The following is a 19,743-nucleotide window of genomic DNA, read 5'->3' as shown; positions in this document are numbered from 1 at the left end:
ATGCCCCCAATCAATGCTTAACAAATTTCATTTAAGATGAAATTTGGCAAATAAAAAGACTATCTCCCAAACACAGAAATAGCCAAATAAGAAAGTACGATTAAAAAAAGTTTGGTAACCAGGCGATCATGATAGGGAGGTTCCCTACTTTAGACCCTAGGCTTTGCGTCCTATTCTTTCAAATAGTTTGCCTTTTCATCCGTGATCTTATAAAATTTTAATATCTACGTATGACTTTATTCATACCTTACATATTAATAGTACTTTTTTATTAGTAGAAATGCAATGATTTTTCTACATTTTTCGTCATTTTATGACATTACACCCCTTCTTAGACTATAAAAAAAGGGTGTCACCAAACGCTAGCCGTTTTGGAACACCCTTAACCTACTTTAAAATAAATGATTTAAAATCTAGCTTTCCTGAACCTTTGTAAGTAAAATACAATGCTTGTTTGCCATTTTCCATATTCACATCCGTATGAAAGTAAGTATAGCCTTTAGTTTGCTCAATGGGAATACTGGCAATTGGCTCCGATGCCAGCGAAGTCGAAACAAGCATTTCTCCATTGCCTGTAGCACAAACTTGTATAGTAATCCCCTTTAAATCCTTAATCAAAAAGTACTTATATCCAGCAATAGATCCGTCTCTCATATTCGCTATATACTGCGTTGGATTATCTTCCCTGTCTTTTCCAGTTTGTGTGAAATAGGGATGTTCTTTAAACGTTAAATTGCCAAAATATGTACCATATCTACCTGCGCCTTTCTTTGACATAAGGTGACATGCTATACGTGCTTCATACTCACCATTACCGCTTAGTGGACCATTATTAAGCCCACAGCTAGTCATTTCAACTTGAGGGATGGAACCATCATCCTTTATATCTATTGGTTCAGCAAGACCTTGCCTCGAATAATGATGTCTATTTGTTTGTCTATGATGAAATACATACCACTTCCCTTTAACGTTAACAATACTGCCGTGGTTATTACCAATATAATTGTGTGCACCCTTATCTTCACTATAGCCATTTATATATAAATCCCCATTACTAATAATTGTTCCCCCGTAAACAAATCCACCAACTGGGCTTTTACTTGTTGCATAGCACAATTCATGTCCATTGATAGATGAATAGATAAAGTAGTAGGTCTCCCCTATTTTTCTCATCGAGCTAGCCTCAAAAAATTCATGTCCTTCAAAGCTCGTGCCTGCTGCTTCACCAACTTTTGGAATGATGAGCTTTGGAGCATCAAGGACTGTCTTCATGTCAGCTGCCAATCGAGTGACATACCCACCTTCAAATATACGTTTTTTAAAGCTTGTAACAAAAGCAGGTAGTCCATGCTTAGGTGCAAATCCAGAATATAAATAAACACAACCATCAGTATCAACAAATACACTAGGATCAAACAGGAATGGATCCCCGTTATTTCCCGATAGAAGTTTCCCATTTGTATGACTCACATAACCATAGAATTCAAAGTTACCAGCTGGTGTATCACATACCGCCACAGCCATTACGCTGGTAAAATTAAGTGCATAGTACAAGTAATATCGTCCATCAGAACTTTTTACAATATCAGGTGCATACATTTGACGTAAGCCTAATTTATTCATAGGGTCTTGTTTTTTCCTATAAATAATTCCTTCATTTCTCCAGTCACTTAAATTATCAACCGGTGCGGACCAACAGACATAATCATTCATGCAAAAAAGTTTTCCATTAAACCTATCATGAGAACCATATACATATAATCGATTGCCAAATACATATGGTTCACCGTCTGGAATATATTCATAACTGGGTAAATACGGGTTATAAACTTGTTTTCCCATCATTTAATACCATCCTTCATTGTTGAAATGCATGTGTTGTAGTTATATTTAGCTTAACTAACAAGTCAGCAAAGTAACAGCAACCAAAAGTTAAGGGGGATAAACTTTTGGTTGTACAATAATAAAAACAATTTCTAGAAAATTAAAAAACACCAGCTAACAATGGTTGCCAGCTGGACTAATTTTATGATAGTTAAATTTATTCATCTATTGAGTGATTGTATTTTTGGAAAACTTTAATTTCTTTCTTCTTTCTTTTATAAAGTGCTTCAACCCTTTAAAGAAATGACCGTTTACCATCATCAAGATACCGTCTAACATAGGCATATTGACAACACCACCTGTCAGTCTAGCAATCCCTCTAAAAGGCATATAGTAAATGGACATCATGATTAAATTGGCAGTGCTTCTCTTACCTATTTTCCTTAAAAACCAATGGACAAATACAATAGTCCGGTAAGTTAAACGTCCTAATAATCCTTTTGCGTACTGACACTGTTCAATTGTATCTGTATAACCTAATGGTTTTGTTCGATCCCAAGTAGAAACTGGTACCTTTCTCCCTAATAATGTTTCAAATTCATGTAAGTTAATATCATGGGCATTACCTAGGTAATACGACGGAAGCATTTCCTTATCATACGGAAGTGGTGCTCCAGTTCCTTCCACAAAAACAATATCCGTTAACCGGATATCTGTGCTAGAAGCTCCTATCATGATCTCATAATCAGACTCTTCTACTTCCCATTGGTTCGTTTTGATATTAAAATAACGGAATGTTTTGTCATCAAATGGGATTGCTACTGTCTTGGTTTCACCAGCATTAATGAATATTTTATCAAACCCCTTTAATTCCTTTTTGGCTCTAAAAATATCCTTGGATTTGCACCCAACATAAAGTTGAGCAATCTCCATTCCAGCAAAATCTCCTGTATTGGTCAGCTTAAACGTAACTCCATCTTTATCGACACGAATATCAGAATACTCAAAAGTGGTATAGCTAAGTCCATAACCAAACGGGAACAGAACGTCCACATCCGCTGTATCATAATATCGATATCCTATATATATTGATTCTCTATATTCTACACTCGCCTCATTCCCGGGAAAATTACGATATGACGGTGTATCTTCATATCGTAACGGATAAGTCTCCGTTAATTTCCCTGATGGATTCACATCGCCCGAAAGGACTCTGAGAATAGCTCTAGCTCCTGCTTGTCCCCCTAAGTAGCCATGCAACAAACATTTGACCTTATTAATCCATGGCATTTCGACAGCAGAACCACAAGATAAGATCGCAACAATATTGGGATTTACTTCATGTAAGGCGTTTAATAACTCAACCTGATTTTCCGGTATCATCATATTTTGTCTATCTAATCCTTCAGCTTCGGTAACTTCATCAAGCCCGATATATAAAAAGACTACATCAGCTTTTTCAGCAAGTGCACATGCTTTATTTATCTTATCTACGCTTTTCTTTCCATAACGTTCAAATCCAGGTTCATAACCAATACTTACGATTCCCGATTCCTCAAAGCAATCCATCGTATGGTCCAATATAGTGGGATTTACAATCGATGAGCCTGCACCTTGATACCGTGCATCCTTAGCAAAGTCCCCAATCACAGCAACCTTTTTCCCGAATTTAAGCGGTAACAAATTGTCTTCATTTTTCAAAAGAACAATTGATTCTTCAGCAACTTTCTGGGCTACTCTGTGATGTTTTTCTACATCAATTTCTTGTTTATAAGGTTTCTCAAATACTTCATTAGTAGAGAAAACAAGTTCAAGTAATCGATCTACACACTCATCTAGAACTCTTTCTTTTATTTCCCCTGTTTTCACTGCGTTTATAATTTCTCGATCAGTTTCTCCTGCTGTTGTTGGCATCTCTAGTTCATTTCCGGCTAAAAGCCCTGCAATACGGTCATTGCTGCCACCCCAGTCCGTCACAACAACCCCATCAAAATTCCACTCTTTCCTAAGGATATCATTCATTAAGTGTTGACTTTCGTTTGTATAGTCCCCATTCAACCTATTGTAGGATGACATAATTGTCTTCGTTTCGCCTTCCTTAACTGCTATTTCAAAAGCAGTTAAATAAATTTCCCTAAGCGTTCTTTCATCAACTATCGTATCAATAGACATTCTTCTTTTTTCCTGATTATTTACCGCAAAATGCTTTACACAAGCAGAAACTCCATGGGATTGGATACCTCGAATATAACTTGCAGCCATTTTACCTGCATGATAGGGATCCTCGCTAAAATACTCAAAGTTTCTTCCACATAGTGGGTTTCTCTTCATATTAACTCCTGGACCAAGTAAGACATTAACCTTTTGAGCAATCGCCTCTTCTCCAAGATAATCCCCAACTTTTTCTCCAAGTTCAGCGTTCCAACTGTTTGCTACAGTTGCAGCAGTTGGATAGCAAGTTGCCGGTAGACCAGCATTTAGCCCAAGTTGGTCCGCTGCAACCTCCTGTCTCCTGATCCCATGCGGTCCATCAGCAAGAAACATACTATTAATTCCAAGACGCTCTATATCCTGCGTTTGCCAGAAGTCTTTACCTGACATCAAAGATGCCTTCTCTTCTAAAGTCATTTTTGCAATTAATTCTCTATATTTCATTCTGATTCCTCATTTGTTTTCCGTGGTTCTCCCCCAAAGAGATACTTCCGAAACAATTTTTTTGTAAATGGTTCATAATTTGAGCTAATTCTATAAAAGTATTCTACTATAGAATTTATCTATTTTCTAATACTTCTCCCTCTAGGATAAGGAATTATTTTTACTATGACCATATTTTAACAGACTATTGATACCAATATCCATAACTATAAGTAGGAACCTTTTTAGAATAATTTTTCATCGACAACAAACATAAACAGGAATTTTTTATTCTTGAATAAAAAAAGCTCACGGTGCCTTCGAAATAAGAAAAAAACTTGTTTCTGTGATGTTTTTCCATAATGTATTCCTTTGTCCTTATCCTAGGAGCAATGAAGACGAACATCTATGTGGTGCTCTTTACCACAAAGATGTTTGACTCGAGCACGCACTGGAGCTAGATGTCACTGGTTTTTATACTTTCTTAGCTTTCAAAAAAATACCACTACTGCATTAATTGTTCTTTAGTATTTAACTTTTCTCGTTTGTTTTACTGTGAATGATGTTACGCCACTTTATTTTACCTTCTTCAAGACTTCGTATGAGTATCTCAGCAGTACCCATATTTGTTGCTAATGGAATGCAATAGACATCACAAAGCCTTAGTAACGCAATAATATCTGGTTCATGGGGTTGCGCTGTAAGTGGGTCTCTAAAAAAGATAACGATATCCATATCATTGTTTGCAATTAATGAACCAATTTGTTGATCTCCTCCGAGGGGACCTGATTGGAAACGGTGGATATGTAATCCCGTGGCATCGATAATTTTTTGCCCTGTTGTACCTGTTGCATACAATTGATGCTTGGCTAATACGGGTTGATAAGCTATCGAAAAATTGACCAAATCAGCCTTTTTCTTGTCGTGAGCAATTAATGCAATCTTCATCTATATCCCTCCCATTAATGTGTTTCTTCCTATTTAAATAGTGAATAAAATCACTTCACCTGAAAGTAACTTTTATATATAAATAATGAGAACATCATAATGACGTTCTCATCAATTACATATTTTATTTTATATTACATTAAATCTATCAAGTTCATAATACCAATTTTAACACCATCAATAACAATTTACGGTTGAATAAAAACGTTTCATTGTTAATGGCTAGATAAAGGTGAAATTGATGCAGATAATAAACATTTATAATTGTTTCTTTTAATTAAACCCTACTAACCTTTGAGATATTTTATATGCGCCTACAGAAATTTTTCTACCTGCAGGGCCGGGAAGATTTATTAAATTGCCCATAATCCCGTACTTGAGATTATGATACAACTGAATATCCTTGTTTTTAATATACTTCCTTAACTCTCTTTTTTTCTGAAGGTTTTCAGCAGTTCCTGAACGAATTAATAATATTGCAGATACAACCGTAACGATCTCCAGATGTCTTAACATATAGTTACGCAAATTTGGATTTTCAATAGAATCAATATTCACTTGTTCGATCATAAGCTTATTCACTTTAATCTGTTGATCAATTCTTTTAATCATAATACTTTCTTGAACTGATTGATCTTCTCTTCCAATCAAGTACCTATATAAATCAACATTCACATAAAACATTTTCCTCACATGTTCAAGTGGCGTATAGACATATAAATTATCTACATAGAACGTGTGCTTTGGTAGTTCTAGTCCGCAATCTATCAACATTTGTGTCCGGTAAATAACCGAGTGCATTAAAATATACTGACCTTTATGAAATTGCTTAATGTCATCCCAAGTAAAAATGACGCCTTCTGGAAGAACATTATCATATTTCATAACCTTCTTATATTTAACTCCCTCTTTTTCGTAGACAAAATTACTGATTACCATGTCTACAATCTTCTCATTCACACTTAATTCTTTTAAGGCTTCTAGAACTTTTATATAAGCCCTAATATCAACCCAATCATCACTATCTACTACCTTAAAATACAACCCGGATGCATTTCGCACTCCTGCATTTACAGCTTCTCCATGTCCACCATTATCTTGATGAATTGCTCTAATCATGTTTGGATACTTCGATGCGTACTCATCTGCTATTTCTGCAGTTTGATCAACGGAGCCGTCATTCACTATCAGTATCTCTACATCCTCCCCTCCAGGCAAAAGGGATTCTATACAATATCTCATATAATCTTGTGAATTATAACAAGGTATAACTACTGATAATAATTTCATTCTCTCACTACCTTTTCTAGTCCTGAATATCAGGCTCTTGTTTGAAAATTATTTTAAATATTGGGAAGAACACCCAAAAAGAAATCGTACCGTTTATTTTCATTGTAATCATATCTGCTGTTGTTTCCCCGTATGAATCCATTTCCCATGTATTCATTAACAAATCATAGATAGGAGCTTTATAGAATCCTTGAGCCACAGCAGCTCCTATTGTAATTATAATGTAAGCAAGCACGTACCAAAATGCAGCCTTCCAAATGTTTGTATTTGATTTAAACGTAATGCTTCTTTGGACAAAAAAATTAATAATCTGTGCAATGGCAATTGCTATTTGTACAGATAGGAAGTAGGCTAATCCACCTCCACCACCTGTAGATAGTGCCCCTGCTGCATAATCGAATATATAGTTAGGGCTTCCATCAAAGTTATGGCCGAACTGTAAAACTTGGAAACTAGTACTTAATAATACCGTTTGAGCAAACATACTTTTGAATACAGGCATTAATATGAATTGTAATAAAGTAACTCCATAACTTAGAATTAAGAAAACTAAAAATTGTGCAATAGTTGGGTGCTTCTCTTTATATTTAACCCAAAATCCTGTAGCACCTGAGGTAGCAACGTTGGTTTTAAAAACATTCATCTTACCTCTCCTTTGTTGCCTAAACACCCTTTTGGTTGCACTATAAGATCTTTTTTTGCACCTATTACATCAGTCAGTTATGACTCCATACAATTACAAAGGTTAACAACTAATAATTACTCTTTTTCAGGTTTTTCTTTGAAAATTATTTTAAATATTGGGAAGAATACCCAGAAAGCAATAGCACTATTTATAGTCATTGTAATAACATCGGCTGTTGTTTCTCCAAGTGAACCTAATTCCCATGTATTCATAAATAGGTTATAGATTGGCGCTTTATAGAAACCTTGTGCAGCTGCGGCTCCAATTGTAATGATAATATAAGCTATGAAATACCAAAATGCAGCTTTCCAAATATTACTGTTTGATTTGAACGTAATACTTCTTTGAGCAAAAAAGTTAATTATCTGTGCAATAGCAATGGTTATTTGCACGGCTAGGAAATAGGCTAACCCACCTCCACCACCTGCTGATAGTGCTCCTGCTGCATAATCAAATACATAGTAAGCCGTTCCATCCAAATTTTGTCCAAGTTGTAAAACTTGGAAACTAGTACTTACTAAGCTTGTTTGAGCAAAAATACTTTTAAAAACTGGCATTAAAACAAGTTGTAGCGCAGTTACACCATTACTTAGCAAAAAGAATACTAGAAATTGTGCAATATTTGGATGTTTCTCTTTATATCTAGTCCAGAACCTAAGAGGTCCCGAAACAGCTTTTTTTTCTTTTGCTTTTTCCATATCCATTTTACCTCTCCTTTGTCCCATAGGCTATGTTAATTATTGCCTTTAGCGACTTTTAACATCTTACTTCTTTCTTTTAATACGTGACGCAACCCTTTAAAGAAATGTCCATTTACAATTAATAAAATACCATCTAGCATTCGCATATTGATCACGCCACCAGTCATTCTAGCAACTCCTCTGAATGGCATATGATAGACGGACATCATAATTAGGTTAGCCAATTCTCTTTTTCCAATTTTTTTCAAGAGCCAATGGGCAAAGGTTATAGAATGAAAAGCAAACCTTGCAAATGCTCCTTTTGCATACTGGCACTGTGCAATCGTATCATTATAGCCTAATGGCTTCGTTCTATCCCAAGTAGATACAGGAACTTTACGTCCGAGTAGAGTTTCAAATTCAGCTTCATTTACGTTATTAGCTTTACCAGAATAATAGGATGGTAGCTTCTCTTTGTCATATGGAAGTGGCGCGTTTGTGCCTTCAACAAAAATTGAATCTTCTAGTCGAGTGTCCACACTTGATGCTCCAATGATAATGTTATAGTTTGCTTCTTCAATTTCCCATTGATTTGTTTTTACATTAAAGTAACGGAATGTCTTATCATCAAAAGGTATCGTTACTGTTCTCGTTTCTCCAGGATTTAACGCTACTTTGGTAAATCCTTTTAGTTCTTTTTTAGGTCTGAATATAGCTTCAGATTGACAACCAACGTACAGTTGTACGATCTCCATTCCGGCAACTTCACCTGTGTTTGTTAACTTAAAAGTAACTTCTTTCTTGTTAACTTGGATATCAGAATAATCAAAGCTTGTATAACTTAAGCCGTATCCAAATGGAAAGCGAACATTGATATTTGCTGTATCATAATAACGATAGCCAATATACATTGATTCACGATATTCCACACTAACTTCCTTCCCTGGAAACTGGTGATAAGCAGGCGTATCTTCATATCGGAGTGGATATGTTTCTGCTAATTTCCCTGAAGGATTAACCTCTCCTGTCAATACCCTTAACATTGCTCTAGCTCCAGCCTGACCACTTAAATATCCGTTTACAAGACCTTTCACTTTATCTAACCATGGCATCTCTATTGCAGCACCGCTAGATAGAACCGCTACAATATTTGGATTGACCTCATACAAAGCCTTTATTAATTCAATCTGGTTTTCTGGTAGTTTCATATTTTGCCTGTCTAGCCCTTCAGCTTCCGTAGCCTCATCTAGACCAATATATAAAAGAACAACATCTGCATTGCTTGCAAGTGCACATGCCTTTTCTATTTTTTTCTTACTCTTTTTACCATAGCGTTCAAAGCCTGGTTCATAGCCAATACTATTAATTCGAGAATCTTTAAGAATATCTAATGTATTTTCCAAAATCGTTGGATTCACAATAGATGAACCCGCACCCTGATAGCGCGCTTCTTCTGCAAATTGTCCAATTGTGGCTACTTTCACACCATCTTTAAATGGTAATATACTTGCTTCATTTTTAAGTAGAACAATCGATTCCTCTGAAACCTCTTGAGCTACTTGATGATGTTGTTTCACATCAAATTCTTGCTTATAAGGTTTATTATAGACTTCCTCTGTTGTGAATATTAGATGAAGTAATCTATCGACAGCTTCGTCTAAGACTTCACGTTTGAGCTTCCCACTGTTTATCGCCTCAATAATTTCCTGATTCGTCTCACCAGCTGTTGTCGGCATTTCCAATTCATTACCAGCTAAAAGTCCTGCTACGCGATCATTACTTCCGCCCCAATCCGTCACAACAACTCCATCAAAATCCCATTCATCACGTAAGATTTCGCGCATTAAATGCATGTTTTCATTTGTATATGCACCATTTAGCATATTGTAAGAAGACATAACCGTCTTCGTATTTCCTTCTTTGACTGCAATCTCAAATGCAGTTAAATAGATTTCTCTTAGTGTTCTTTCGTCTACGATTGTGTCAATAGACATACGTCTTTCTTCTTGGTTATTCACGGCAAAGTGTTTTACACAAGCTGAAATACCATGAGACTGAATACCTTTTATATAACTAGCCGCTAATTTTCCAGCATGGTATGGATCTTCACTAAAGTATTCAAAGTTTCTTCCACACAATGGATCTCTTTTCATATTAATACCAGGTCCAAGTAATACATTTACTTTTTGTGCAACAGCCTCTTCACCAAGATACTGTCCGATTTTTTCTCCCAGTTTCTCATTCCAACTATTTGCCACTGTTGCAGCAGTTGGAAAACATGTTGCAGGAATACTTTCGTTTAGACCTAAATGATCAGCAGCTTCTGCTTGTTTTCTAATACCATGCGGTCCATCAGCAAGAAAAATACCGTTAATTCCAAGTCGCTCTATATCTTGTGTCTGCCAGAAGTCTTTCCCTGACATTAATGATGCTTTTTCTTCAATAGTCATTTTTTCTATTATCTCTCTATATCTCAACGTTTTTTTTTCGATTACATCTACATTTTTCATACGTCAGTCCTCTTTTGTGTTTTCAGCGATACCCCTTAAGGAGTACCGCTGAATTATATTTTTCCAAAAATAGATGATTGTTCCCCTTATTTATTTCTGTAAATATTTATGCTAATGTTTCACTTTCTCCGTTTTTATCTCTATTTCTTGAGTTACGGAAGGTAAAGAAGAAGCCTAGAATGATACCTAGACCAACGAGACTATCAACAACGATTGTGATGACAACCCATTGTGGTGTATCAGTACTTAATCCATCATCGATTGCACTACTGTTTGCAACAGTGTAAAGTACATTTTTCGCAGCATCTCTCATTGCCCATAATGTGTCATTACTCTCCGTATCAAACTCTGGTACACCATATGGCGCTACACCAGTAAGCATAATATCATTACCTGCACGGATAGCAAGCTCAGCATTCATGTACGGATAAGCATCTTGGATAAAGAAATCTGTGTTAACCGTACCGTTAAAGCCCCACTCATTTCGTAACACTTCTTTAAGCAAGCTTTCATCTGCACCAGCCCATACATCACCAATACTGTTGAATGATGACATCATTCCTAATGCTCCGCCTTCTTTAACTGCAACTTCGAACGGCTTCAAGTAAATTTCACGAATCGTTTGCTCATCACCCCACGTAAGAACACCTAGTGTACGGTTGTCTTCCTGGTCGTTTAAGGCAAAGTGTTTCATAAACACAAATCCACCTTTACTTTGGTAACCTGCTGTAGTAGCAGCTGCAAATTCTCCAGAAAGGAATGGATCTTCTGAATAATACTCAAAGTTTCTTCCAGCAAATGCTGTACGGTGAATGTTCATCGCTGGAGCATACCAGCCTGTAACATCGTAGGCTTGTGCTTCGTCACCAATTGCTTCACCCATTGCTGTAGCAAGCTCGATATTCCAAGTAGATGCAAGCATTACTTCTGCAGGGAATGGAATACCTGTTACAGGTGTCGCAGCTAGGAAAGAACTAATACCTGCAGGTCCGTCATAATCTGTTGTAGCCGGTTTACCAACGGATTCAATCTCAACAGTCTTATAACCACCATGTGTAACGACATTAACTAAGTCATCAACTGATAATTGGTCAAGTAAAGGCTCCCAGCTTTCATCATCAAAAGCCACATCTTTATATTCTTCTAGCATTAATCCATTATCTGCGCCTGTCGTAGGTGCCGAATCATGTGTATCTGCGGGTACGTCATAACGCTTGCTGTTTACCATGTCAACAAAGGCAGTGTCTACCAATGTTCCTTCTACTTCTCTAGTCGCTCCATCTTCACTCGTAACCGTAAATGTTTCATTTTGATCAATCTCTTCTAGATTCGCAAATCCATCTGCTCTAGAAAGGTATGTTTCAATACTTCCTTCACCAGTGACTTCCTCATCAAACTGGTTAATTGCTACCTGTTGGTCTGAAGAACGTCCAGAATCATATACAATCTCTGAAAGTGTTTTCGATCCTACATCAGCAATTTTTTCATGTGAGTTTTTCATCAACGTAAGATTATATTCGCCTGCTTCAAGTACATAAGAACCATCCGCACTGAATATTTTATTATGGTCATATGCAGCCATATCTTCTACTTGGAAAGTAAGTGTTACTACTTCTGATTGTCCAGGTTCAATGACACCCGTTTTTCCAAATGCCGCAAGTTCAACAGATGACCTTTCAATTTGTCCAGTGTATGGTGCAGAGTAATAAAGTTGAACTACGTCTTTCCCTGCTACTGAACCCGTATTTGACACTTCTACATCAACGGAAATATCCGTTTCATTCCATGTTAAACTGTCAGCTACGACCGTTTGCTCATAGTTTGTATAGCTTAAACCGTGTCCAAATGGATATTGTATCTTTTCATCATAATTAATTGTTCCTAATTCGTCAGCGGTTTCATAATAACGATAACCTACATAAATCCCTTCAGCCAAATCAACATATTTCAATGGAACACCTTTAGCGTCAGCTGCTGTTGAATACGTTCCATCTGCATTTTCAACAACGTAATCAAAATCACCAAAGTTGCTAATTGCAGGTGCATCAAGAACGTCAGAAGCATAAATATCTACAGTTTTACCTGATGGATTCAAATCACCAGCAAGCACTCTACCTAACGAACCAAATCCACTTTGTCCCGGTCCAGCAATATTTACAACACTCTTGATTTCATCGTATTCATTAACCCACTCAAGTTCGAATGTGTTTGCACTGTTCACAACAACAATGACGTTTTCAAAGTCTGCTGCTGTTACTGCTTCAAGCATACCTAGTTCTCTGTTTGTAAGTTCAAGGTAATGTTTATCCGGATCTTGGTCATCTTCAAAACCAAATCTTTGTCCAGTTGGTCCTTGTGCACTACCTTCTGGATCATACGTATCTGGTCCAAACAAGCTAGTTGGAAGATCCGCACCTTCTCCACCCGAACGAGCGATAAAAATAACAGCTGTATCAGAAAATTCCTTCGCCTGAGCCATTAACTCGTCTGTATAGAATTCTTCTGGCCGAGGTTCTGGAATTGTAAAGTCTTGACCTTCTATCCCTATTTCCGGCCTTTCCAAATCTGTTGCAGTATAAGCATTATATAAGTTCTCATTAATCTCAATTCCTGCAGCTTCAAACCCTGCTTTAGGTGTTATTGCAGTCGATGCATCTGTACCACCTGAGCCCGCACCACCATAAATTGGGTTTGTAAAGCTCCAACCAAATACATTTGCTTTTGTTCCTTCAGCAAATGGTAAAGCGTTTTCTTCATTCTGCAAAAGAACTATTCCTTCATCTGCAATTTGTTCTACAACTTCTACTGAATGATCCCGAGCTGTAATAGCTTCATCACTAGTAATATCAATTTCTGAAAAATACGATGTAATGACATCTGAATAATAGCCTAATGCAATGTTAGCTCCTAGAGCGATAACCAAAACAACACTTATAACAGAACTCCATACAATCCTAAATTTTTTCTTACTCATTTTTTTCTTAGCCATAATCTTATAACCCCCTGTTATATAAATAGCAAAATAATTAAAATTCTAGTGCTTTTAACTAATTTAGGAATTCCCCTCCTCTAACTTGTAAAGCGTTATCAATATCAATTAATTATTGAAAACGTTTTATAATCACAAGTTAAGCTTACTTCAATTTTGTCTATTGCACTATAAACCAAAAGTTAGGGGGTAGTAACTTTTAGTTTGTCATGACGAAAAAAGTCGATTTAATAGGCTTTTCAGCATACCAAATCGACTCAACTTTTTTCAGTTCTATCTTTTATATAACTTTTAAATAACATAATTGCTTTTGATTGAATACCTCTTTTTCTTGAAACTAAATATATATTTTGTGGAATTTTCTCTTTTAACTTTATTATTTTTAAATTTCTTTCTTTAAGTTCATCTTCTACAAAGTCTATTGATATTGCCACGAATCCATTGAGTTCACACAGTCGATGGGCCGTTATGATACTACCAAATTCATGAACAACATTTGGTGTAAAACCTTGCTCTAAACATTTATCAACAAAGCTGTGCTCTTTCCCTTTTCCAACAGACTTTACAACGATAGGTTCTCCTTTGAGATCCTCTACTGATATTTGGTCCTTCTTGGCCAATCGATGTTCTTTAGAAACTACGACAACTGCTTCACCTAGTGCAATTAGCTCACTTTCACAGTTTTCGATATCTTCATAATCTGTTACCAATCCAACATCCACTTCTTCTTGGAATAACTGATTAAGGTTAGATTCGTCAGGTAACTCCTTAATTTTAACTTGAATATCAGGATAACTTTTAGAAAACTCATATAAAAATTCAACAGGTATGGCAGCAGTTGATGAAAAAGTAACCACAACATTTAACGTTCCCCTTCTACCGCTTATAATGCTAATTTCTTTTTTAAGGTCCTCCATTAGATAAACGATATGCTGAGACCTAGCATATAATAATTCACCAGCTTCAGTTGCTTCCATCCCTCGTGGACCTCTATCAAATAACTCTGTCTCGAATTCTAATTCAAGTTGCTTGATTGTCTTGCTCAATCCTTGGGGTGTAATAAATAGTTCTTTAGCAGCTGAATTTATACTATTCATTTGATAAACCTTATTAAAGTGTTGCAATGCCTCTATGTTCATATGTCCACCTTTTTATCTTCTCTCTGCATATTAAAAACAAGTATAGCATTCAATCAGTTATTTTTGCAATGAACTCTACAAACACAAACTCCTTTCAGAAGATGGCTCGTCCTATTCTTTATTAATCGATATTACTTTGGTATACTTCATCCTTGATAACACCTATCTATACTTTAATTATAAGGAGATTGGAAATGTATGATTACTTAATTGTAGGTGCTGGTTTGTTTGGATCAGTATTTGCATATGAAGCAAAAAAAAGAGGTAAAAAGTGTCTAGTTATTGATAAAAGAGACCATATTGGTGGTAATATATATACAGAAAAAATCGAAGGAATTAATGTGCATAAATATGGTGCTCACATTTTTCACACGAACAACGAAAGAATCTGGGATTATGTGAATGGTTTTACTAAATTTAATCGTTATACCAATTCACCAATAGCTAATTATAAAGGAGAATTGTATAACCTCCCTTTTAACATGAACACGTTTAATACGTTATGGGGGGTTGTCAGTCCAGACGAAGCCAAAGCAAAAATTGAACAACAAAAAACTGTTGCCGGAATTACAGAACCTAAAAATTTAGAGGAACAAGCTATCTCATTGGTTGGTACAGATATTTATGAAAAGTTAATTAAAGGCTACACCGAAAAACAATGGGGTAGATCAGCAAGAGAATTACCGGCCTTCATAATCAAGCGTTTGCCAGTTCGATTTACATATGACAACAACTACTTTAATGATCAATATCAAGGAATCCCAATTGGTGGATACACCACTATTATCGAAAAAATGTTAGAAGGTATTGAGGTTAAGTTAAACGTTGATTTCTTTGAACAGCGACAAGAATTAGAAAGTTTAGCTAACAAAGTAGTTTATACAGGAATGATTGATCAATATTTCGATTATAAATTCGGTGTATTAGAATATAGAAGCTTACATTTTGAGACAAAGGTAATAGATGATACGACAAATTATCAAGGAAATGCAGTTATCAATTATACAGATAAAGAAACCCCTTACACACGAATAATCGAACATAAGCATTTTGAATTTGGCACACAAGACAAAACCATCATCACAGAAGAGTATCCATCCGAATGGAAACCTGGAGATGAGCCTTACTATCCAATTAATGATGACAAAAATAACGAAACATACAAAAAGTACAAAGCATTAGCCGAAAATGAGCCAAAGGTAATCTTTGGTGGTAGATTAGCTACTTATAAATATTATGATATGCATCAGGTTATTGGATCAGCTCTGGTTACTGTTGAAAAGGAATTTGATCAATAAAAGTAAAACTTCAATCAGTTGGGGAGAGCAAGAAAACAATTGTAAGTACCCAAAGGTATGACCGCATAAAGGTGTTCTTGAACAAGCAAATCGTCCGCTTCCAACTAGACTAGACATCTATGTTTCATTTCATAATTTGAAGTAAGAGTCTTACGAAAGGTTACACTGGGATAAACAAGCAAAAAACGCGGCACTTCATATGTCGCGTTTTTTGTTTGTTTTATCTTATAGCTCTTCTTCTACTTTTTTAAATTTGTTCACCTGGTTATTTAGGTCATTGACAATCTCTTGGTTTTGTCCCACTTGTTCAGTGATAGTTGTAATGGAATTCAACAAAGTACTTGTATTCTCATTTGATTCGATTACTGCGCGGACACTATCTTCAACTGCAAGTGTAATTCCTTGAATACCTTCAGCCATATGGATAGAAATCCGTCGCAACTCTCCTGAGCTTGTACTAAAACGCGCGAGCATGTCGTTTATCGTATCTGCATCTTGCTTATAACTATTCGCTACTTCTACAAATTCATCGTAATCCAACAAAACCTTTTGCGTAATATAGCCCATAATTTCATTGGCATTACGAACCAATTCTTCTACGGAGTTTGTTACCAGTTCATTAATGCTCTGAATATTATTTGCTGTTTTTTCGGTACCCTCTGACAGTTTCCTTATTTCTTCAGCTACAACTGCAAAACCTTTTCCTGCTTCCCCTGCTCTCGCAGCCTCGATAGATGCATTAAGAGCAAGCAGATTGGTCTGAGCAGAAATATCTAAAATATTCGTTGTAAGATCACTTATTTTTTCAACAGAACGACTATTCTTTATGGATTCATCCATTGTTTGCTTGATTCCGTCTAACACTGCCTCTGTCTGTTTTTTACTTTCATTTGACTTTGTTCGGATTTTATCAGCTCGTTCTACAATGCTTCCTACATGGACAGCATTTGATTTAGCATCATCTGCGATAACATTGGATGAAGAAAGAACATTCTGTGCTCCGTCATCAATATTTTGCACAGTACTACTCACTTCTTCCATACTTGCCGATAATTCATTTAGAGCCGCGGAAATACTAGATGTAGAGTCTTTAGATTCCGATATGTGACTACTAATACTTTCTGTAGATGTATGTATCATATTGGATCCTGACTTAATGGAAATCATGGCATTCTGCAAAGTCTCTAGAAAACGATTAATGCCTTTTGCTATATGTCCAACTTCATCTTCCGTATGGACCTCTACCCTAGCAGTTAAATCTCCTTCATTTTTTTCCAACTTCTGAATAATTTCACGAAGACTATGATTCACTCGTTTTAGTGGAGTAATAATCGTCTTTACGGAAACTCGAAAAGCAACAGCTGCAGATATGATAAAAATAACTGCCATAACCCAAATAATAATTGTAGATCTCTCCACTCTGGAGTTTGTGAGCGCTTTTTCATGATCGATACTTTCATTTAATACCATCTGAAAGTCATTTTCCGATGCTCCCATAGAGTCTGATAGGGTTTCGAGAGACTGATAGCTTACTTCTGCTGCAGTAATATTCCCTTGTTCTATGTCCTCTCCGATTACTGCAGACTGCTCGAGATAAGCCTTCATATCGGCAAGATATGGTTCATATGCATCTTGAAGAGCGCTATTCATAGATTTATCTGAGAACTCATCGACTATGGATGCGATTACATTAATGTTCGTAGTTGCACGCTCTACACTAGTTATAATTGAATCCGATAATTCCTGCTCATCTATTTCCTCATCTAAAAGTGTTCTCTGTATCGACAGATCAAGCTGACCTAGTTCTTCAGCTAAATTTACCCGCTCAGATTCCAGACTAACAAATGACTCAGACATTAAATTAGTAGATAATTTTACCTGTGAATTAGTAATACCACTTAGCACTGTATTCAAAATAAAAAGAAATGATAAAAAAACAAGAATAAATAATATACGATTTGCTATCGATTTTCGCATAACTTTCCCCCTAGGATGTAATTAATAAAACTATAGTCCTGTAAATTATAAATGTCTATCAACTTTTAGTTGATAGACATTTATAATTTGATAATTTTCTTCAGTCTATCTTGGAGCACCTTTAATTCATCGCGATTAAGGCTTAAAAGGTAACTCTAGAAACATCACTCAGCGATATGATATTCAATCACCAATCTTATTATATAGTGCAAAGACCCTTAATATGCTGAAAATGAACCATTGCAAGCAAATATTACAAAGAAAAAAGGGAAATGAAGTATAAATTCTCATTTCCCTTTTCTATGAACAATTTTTAATTAATCGTTATTATTATTATTTTGCTGACGGCTACGTTCTTTACCGCCCTTTTCACCAATCTCTTCATAAAATTCCTGACCGTGCTCTCTTGCTGTTTTGTTTCCACCTTTTTTTCCTGCCTGTTCACGAGACATTTTACCGTTATTATTGTTGTTAGCCATATTAACAGCTCCTTTCAATATTTTAGGCTTTGTCATCGCGTTACATTCTACCATTTACCACTTTTTCAATATCATAAACATAAAATTAACATTTTTTCCATGAAATAGGTTGCATGAAATAAATCGTGAGGAAGATTTAGTATAGATTATACATAGGTTTAATTTTTTCATAATGGGTAAAGTGTCTAGTAAACTATTTTTACAATGAGGAGCGATTAACCTTGAATATTTTACTAACATCAACTGCTAGACGTATAGATTTCGTTAATTTTTTTCAGGATGCTTTAAACGACGCTAATATTGAAGGGAAAATAATTACAGCAGACCCTGAGAAAAATGCACCGTCTCTTCAAGCTGGCGACGAAAATTATGTAATCCCACATCAAACTGACTCGAATTACATGGAAACGATATTTGAAATTTGCAAGAAACATAATGTACAATGTCTTGTTCCTTTAAATGATTGGGAAGTCCCAAAAATAGCTACTCATAAAGAGTCACTTGAAGAAATAGGGGTATCTGTTTTCACTCCTGATTCTGAAATTGTAGATAAGGTGCGAGACAAGGGAAAGTACCGGGAACTCTTGAAGTCCTTCAATGTAAATGCACCTTTATCTTATATCACCATAGAAGATGCTGAACAAGCTCTAGAAAATAACGAAGTATCTTTTCCATTAATTGTCAAGCCTAGAAATGGTTCTGCTTCTATAGGAGTAGAAATTGCAAATAATTTAGAAGATATGAGATTTGCATATCAACATGCCGTACAGATGATAAAAGATTCACCGTTAGATGATGCAACTTACAAAAAACCTGAAGATAATATTATTATTCAGGATGTAATTGATGGAGACAAATTTAGTCTAGATATTTTCAATGATTTAAATGGTAACTATCTTGCTTGCTTCATTCGTAGACAGTTGGCTATGAGGGGTGGTGACGTCGATAGGTGTACTACTGTAAACACTACTGAACTATTAGACATTGCTAGAAAGATGGGGGAAAACTTAAGTCACACAGGTTATCTCAATGCAGATGTTTATTTTGATGGGAATAACTATTACGTCATTGATATTAATCCTCGCTTTGGCGGAGGTTATGCTTTTAGTCACGTAGCTGGTGCGAATATTCCAGCTGCAATTATTGCTTTAACAAACGGGAACAAAGTAAAGGAAGATTGGCTTATTCAAACAGCAGGGATAGAGTTGGCCCGTCATGACATGATTGTTAAAATAGATGAACAAAAAGGACAAAAAATTTCATAGACTTAATAAGCAAAGCACAGATATT

13 protein-coding genes and 1 riboswitch are annotated in these 19,743 nt (G+C 35.9%); of the genes, 2 read left to right on the top strand and 11 right to left on the bottom strand.

The features are described 5' to 3' along the window. Positions 1 to 110 precede the first annotated feature (110 nt). Positions 111 to 202, bottom strand: a riboswitch (cyclic di-GMP riboswitch). A 185-nt stretch (positions 203 to 387) separates the two neighbouring features. From QQS35_RS16275 to QQS35_RS16235, 9 genes are all read right to left on the bottom strand, one after another. Further along, positions 388 to 1,845: a family 43 glycosylhydrolase gene (locus QQS35_RS16275; protein WP_331490810.1), complete on the bottom strand. Its 1,458-nt coding sequence runs from the start codon at positions 1,843 to 1,845 to the stop codon at positions 388 to 390. Positions 1,846 to 2,049: 204 nt separating this feature from the next. Beyond that, the gene (locus QQS35_RS16270) at positions 2,050 to 4,479 is read right to left on the bottom strand and encodes a beta-glucosidase family protein (protein ID WP_285933281.1); all 2,430 of its coding nucleotides are present in this window, start codon (positions 4,477 to 4,479) and stop codon (positions 2,050 to 2,052) included. A gap of 510 nt (positions 4,480 to 4,989) precedes the next feature. After that, positions 4,990 to 5,406, bottom strand: coding sequence for a methylglyoxal synthase (mgsA, locus tag QQS35_RS16265; protein WP_285933280.1), 417 nt, complete (start codon positions 5,404 to 5,406; stop codon positions 4,990 to 4,992). Positions 5,407 to 5,679: 273 nt separating this feature from the next. Beyond that, positions 5,680 to 6,696 carry a glycosyltransferase family 2 protein gene (locus QQS35_RS16260; protein WP_285933279.1) on the bottom strand — a complete coding sequence of 339 codons (1,017 nt, stop codon included), beginning with the start codon at positions 6,694 to 6,696 and terminating at the stop codon, positions 5,680 to 5,682. Positions 6,697 to 6,712: 16 nt separating this feature from the next. Then, a complete protein-coding gene (locus QQS35_RS16255) occupies positions 6,713 to 7,339 on the bottom strand; it encodes a hypothetical protein (protein ID WP_285933278.1) in 627 nt (208 codons plus the stop codon). A 116-nt stretch (positions 7,340 to 7,455) separates the two neighbouring features. Beyond that, positions 7,456 to 8,085, bottom strand: coding sequence for a hypothetical protein (locus tag QQS35_RS16250; protein WP_285933277.1), 630 nt, complete (start codon positions 8,083 to 8,085; stop codon positions 7,456 to 7,458). Positions 8,086 to 8,114: 29 nt separating this feature from the next. Next, positions 8,115 to 10,538: a beta-glucosidase gene (locus QQS35_RS16245; protein WP_285933327.1), complete on the bottom strand. Its 2,424-nt coding sequence runs from the start codon at positions 10,536 to 10,538 to the stop codon at positions 8,115 to 8,117. Positions 10,539 to 10,677: 139 nt separating this feature from the next. Further along, complete coding sequence (locus tag QQS35_RS16240; protein WP_285933276.1) at positions 10,678 to 13,560, bottom strand: glycoside hydrolase family 3 protein; 2,883 nt, start codon at positions 13,558 to 13,560, stop codon at positions 10,678 to 10,680. A 257-nt stretch (positions 13,561 to 13,817) separates the two neighbouring features. After that, positions 13,818 to 14,699 carry a LysR family transcriptional regulator gene (locus tag QQS35_RS16235; RefSeq protein WP_285933275.1) on the bottom strand — a complete coding sequence of 294 codons (882 nt, stop codon included), beginning with the start codon at positions 14,697 to 14,699 and terminating at the stop codon, positions 13,818 to 13,820. 194 nt (positions 14,700 to 14,893) lie between these two features. Between QQS35_RS16235 and glf the strand changes: the two genes are divergently transcribed. Beyond that, entirely contained in the window at positions 14,894 to 15,997 is a 1,104-nt protein-coding gene (gene glf / locus QQS35_RS16230) for a UDP-galactopyranose mutase (protein WP_285933274.1), read from the top strand. 225 nt (positions 15,998 to 16,222) lie between these two features. On the opposite strand, the gene QQS35_RS16225 is transcribed toward glf, so the two are convergent. Beyond that, entirely contained in the window at positions 16,223 to 17,974 is a 1,752-nt protein-coding gene (locus QQS35_RS16225) for a methyl-accepting chemotaxis protein (RefSeq protein WP_285933273.1), read from the bottom strand. A 317-nt stretch (positions 17,975 to 18,291) separates the two neighbouring features. Further along, positions 18,292 to 18,453 (bottom strand): hypothetical protein, encoded by a 162-nt coding sequence (locus QQS35_RS16220; RefSeq protein WP_285933272.1) that lies wholly within the window; start codon positions 18,451 to 18,453, stop codon positions 18,292 to 18,294. Positions 18,454 to 18,674: 221 nt separating this feature from the next. On the opposite strand from QQS35_RS16220, the gene QQS35_RS16215 reads away from it, so the two are divergent. Then, positions 18,675 to 19,718 (top strand): ATP-grasp domain-containing protein, encoded by a 1,044-nt coding sequence (locus QQS35_RS16215; RefSeq protein WP_285933271.1) that lies wholly within the window; start codon positions 18,675 to 18,677, stop codon positions 19,716 to 19,718. Positions 19,719 to 19,743 lie beyond the last annotated feature (25 nt).

It is taken from the genome of Aquibacillus rhizosphaerae, assembly GCF_030282825.1.
GTDB classification, from domain to species: Bacteria; Bacillota; Bacilli; order Bacillales; family Amphibacillaceae; genus Aquibacillus_C; species Aquibacillus_C rhizosphaerae.
This window is presented reverse-complemented; position numbering and strand designations above follow the sequence as displayed.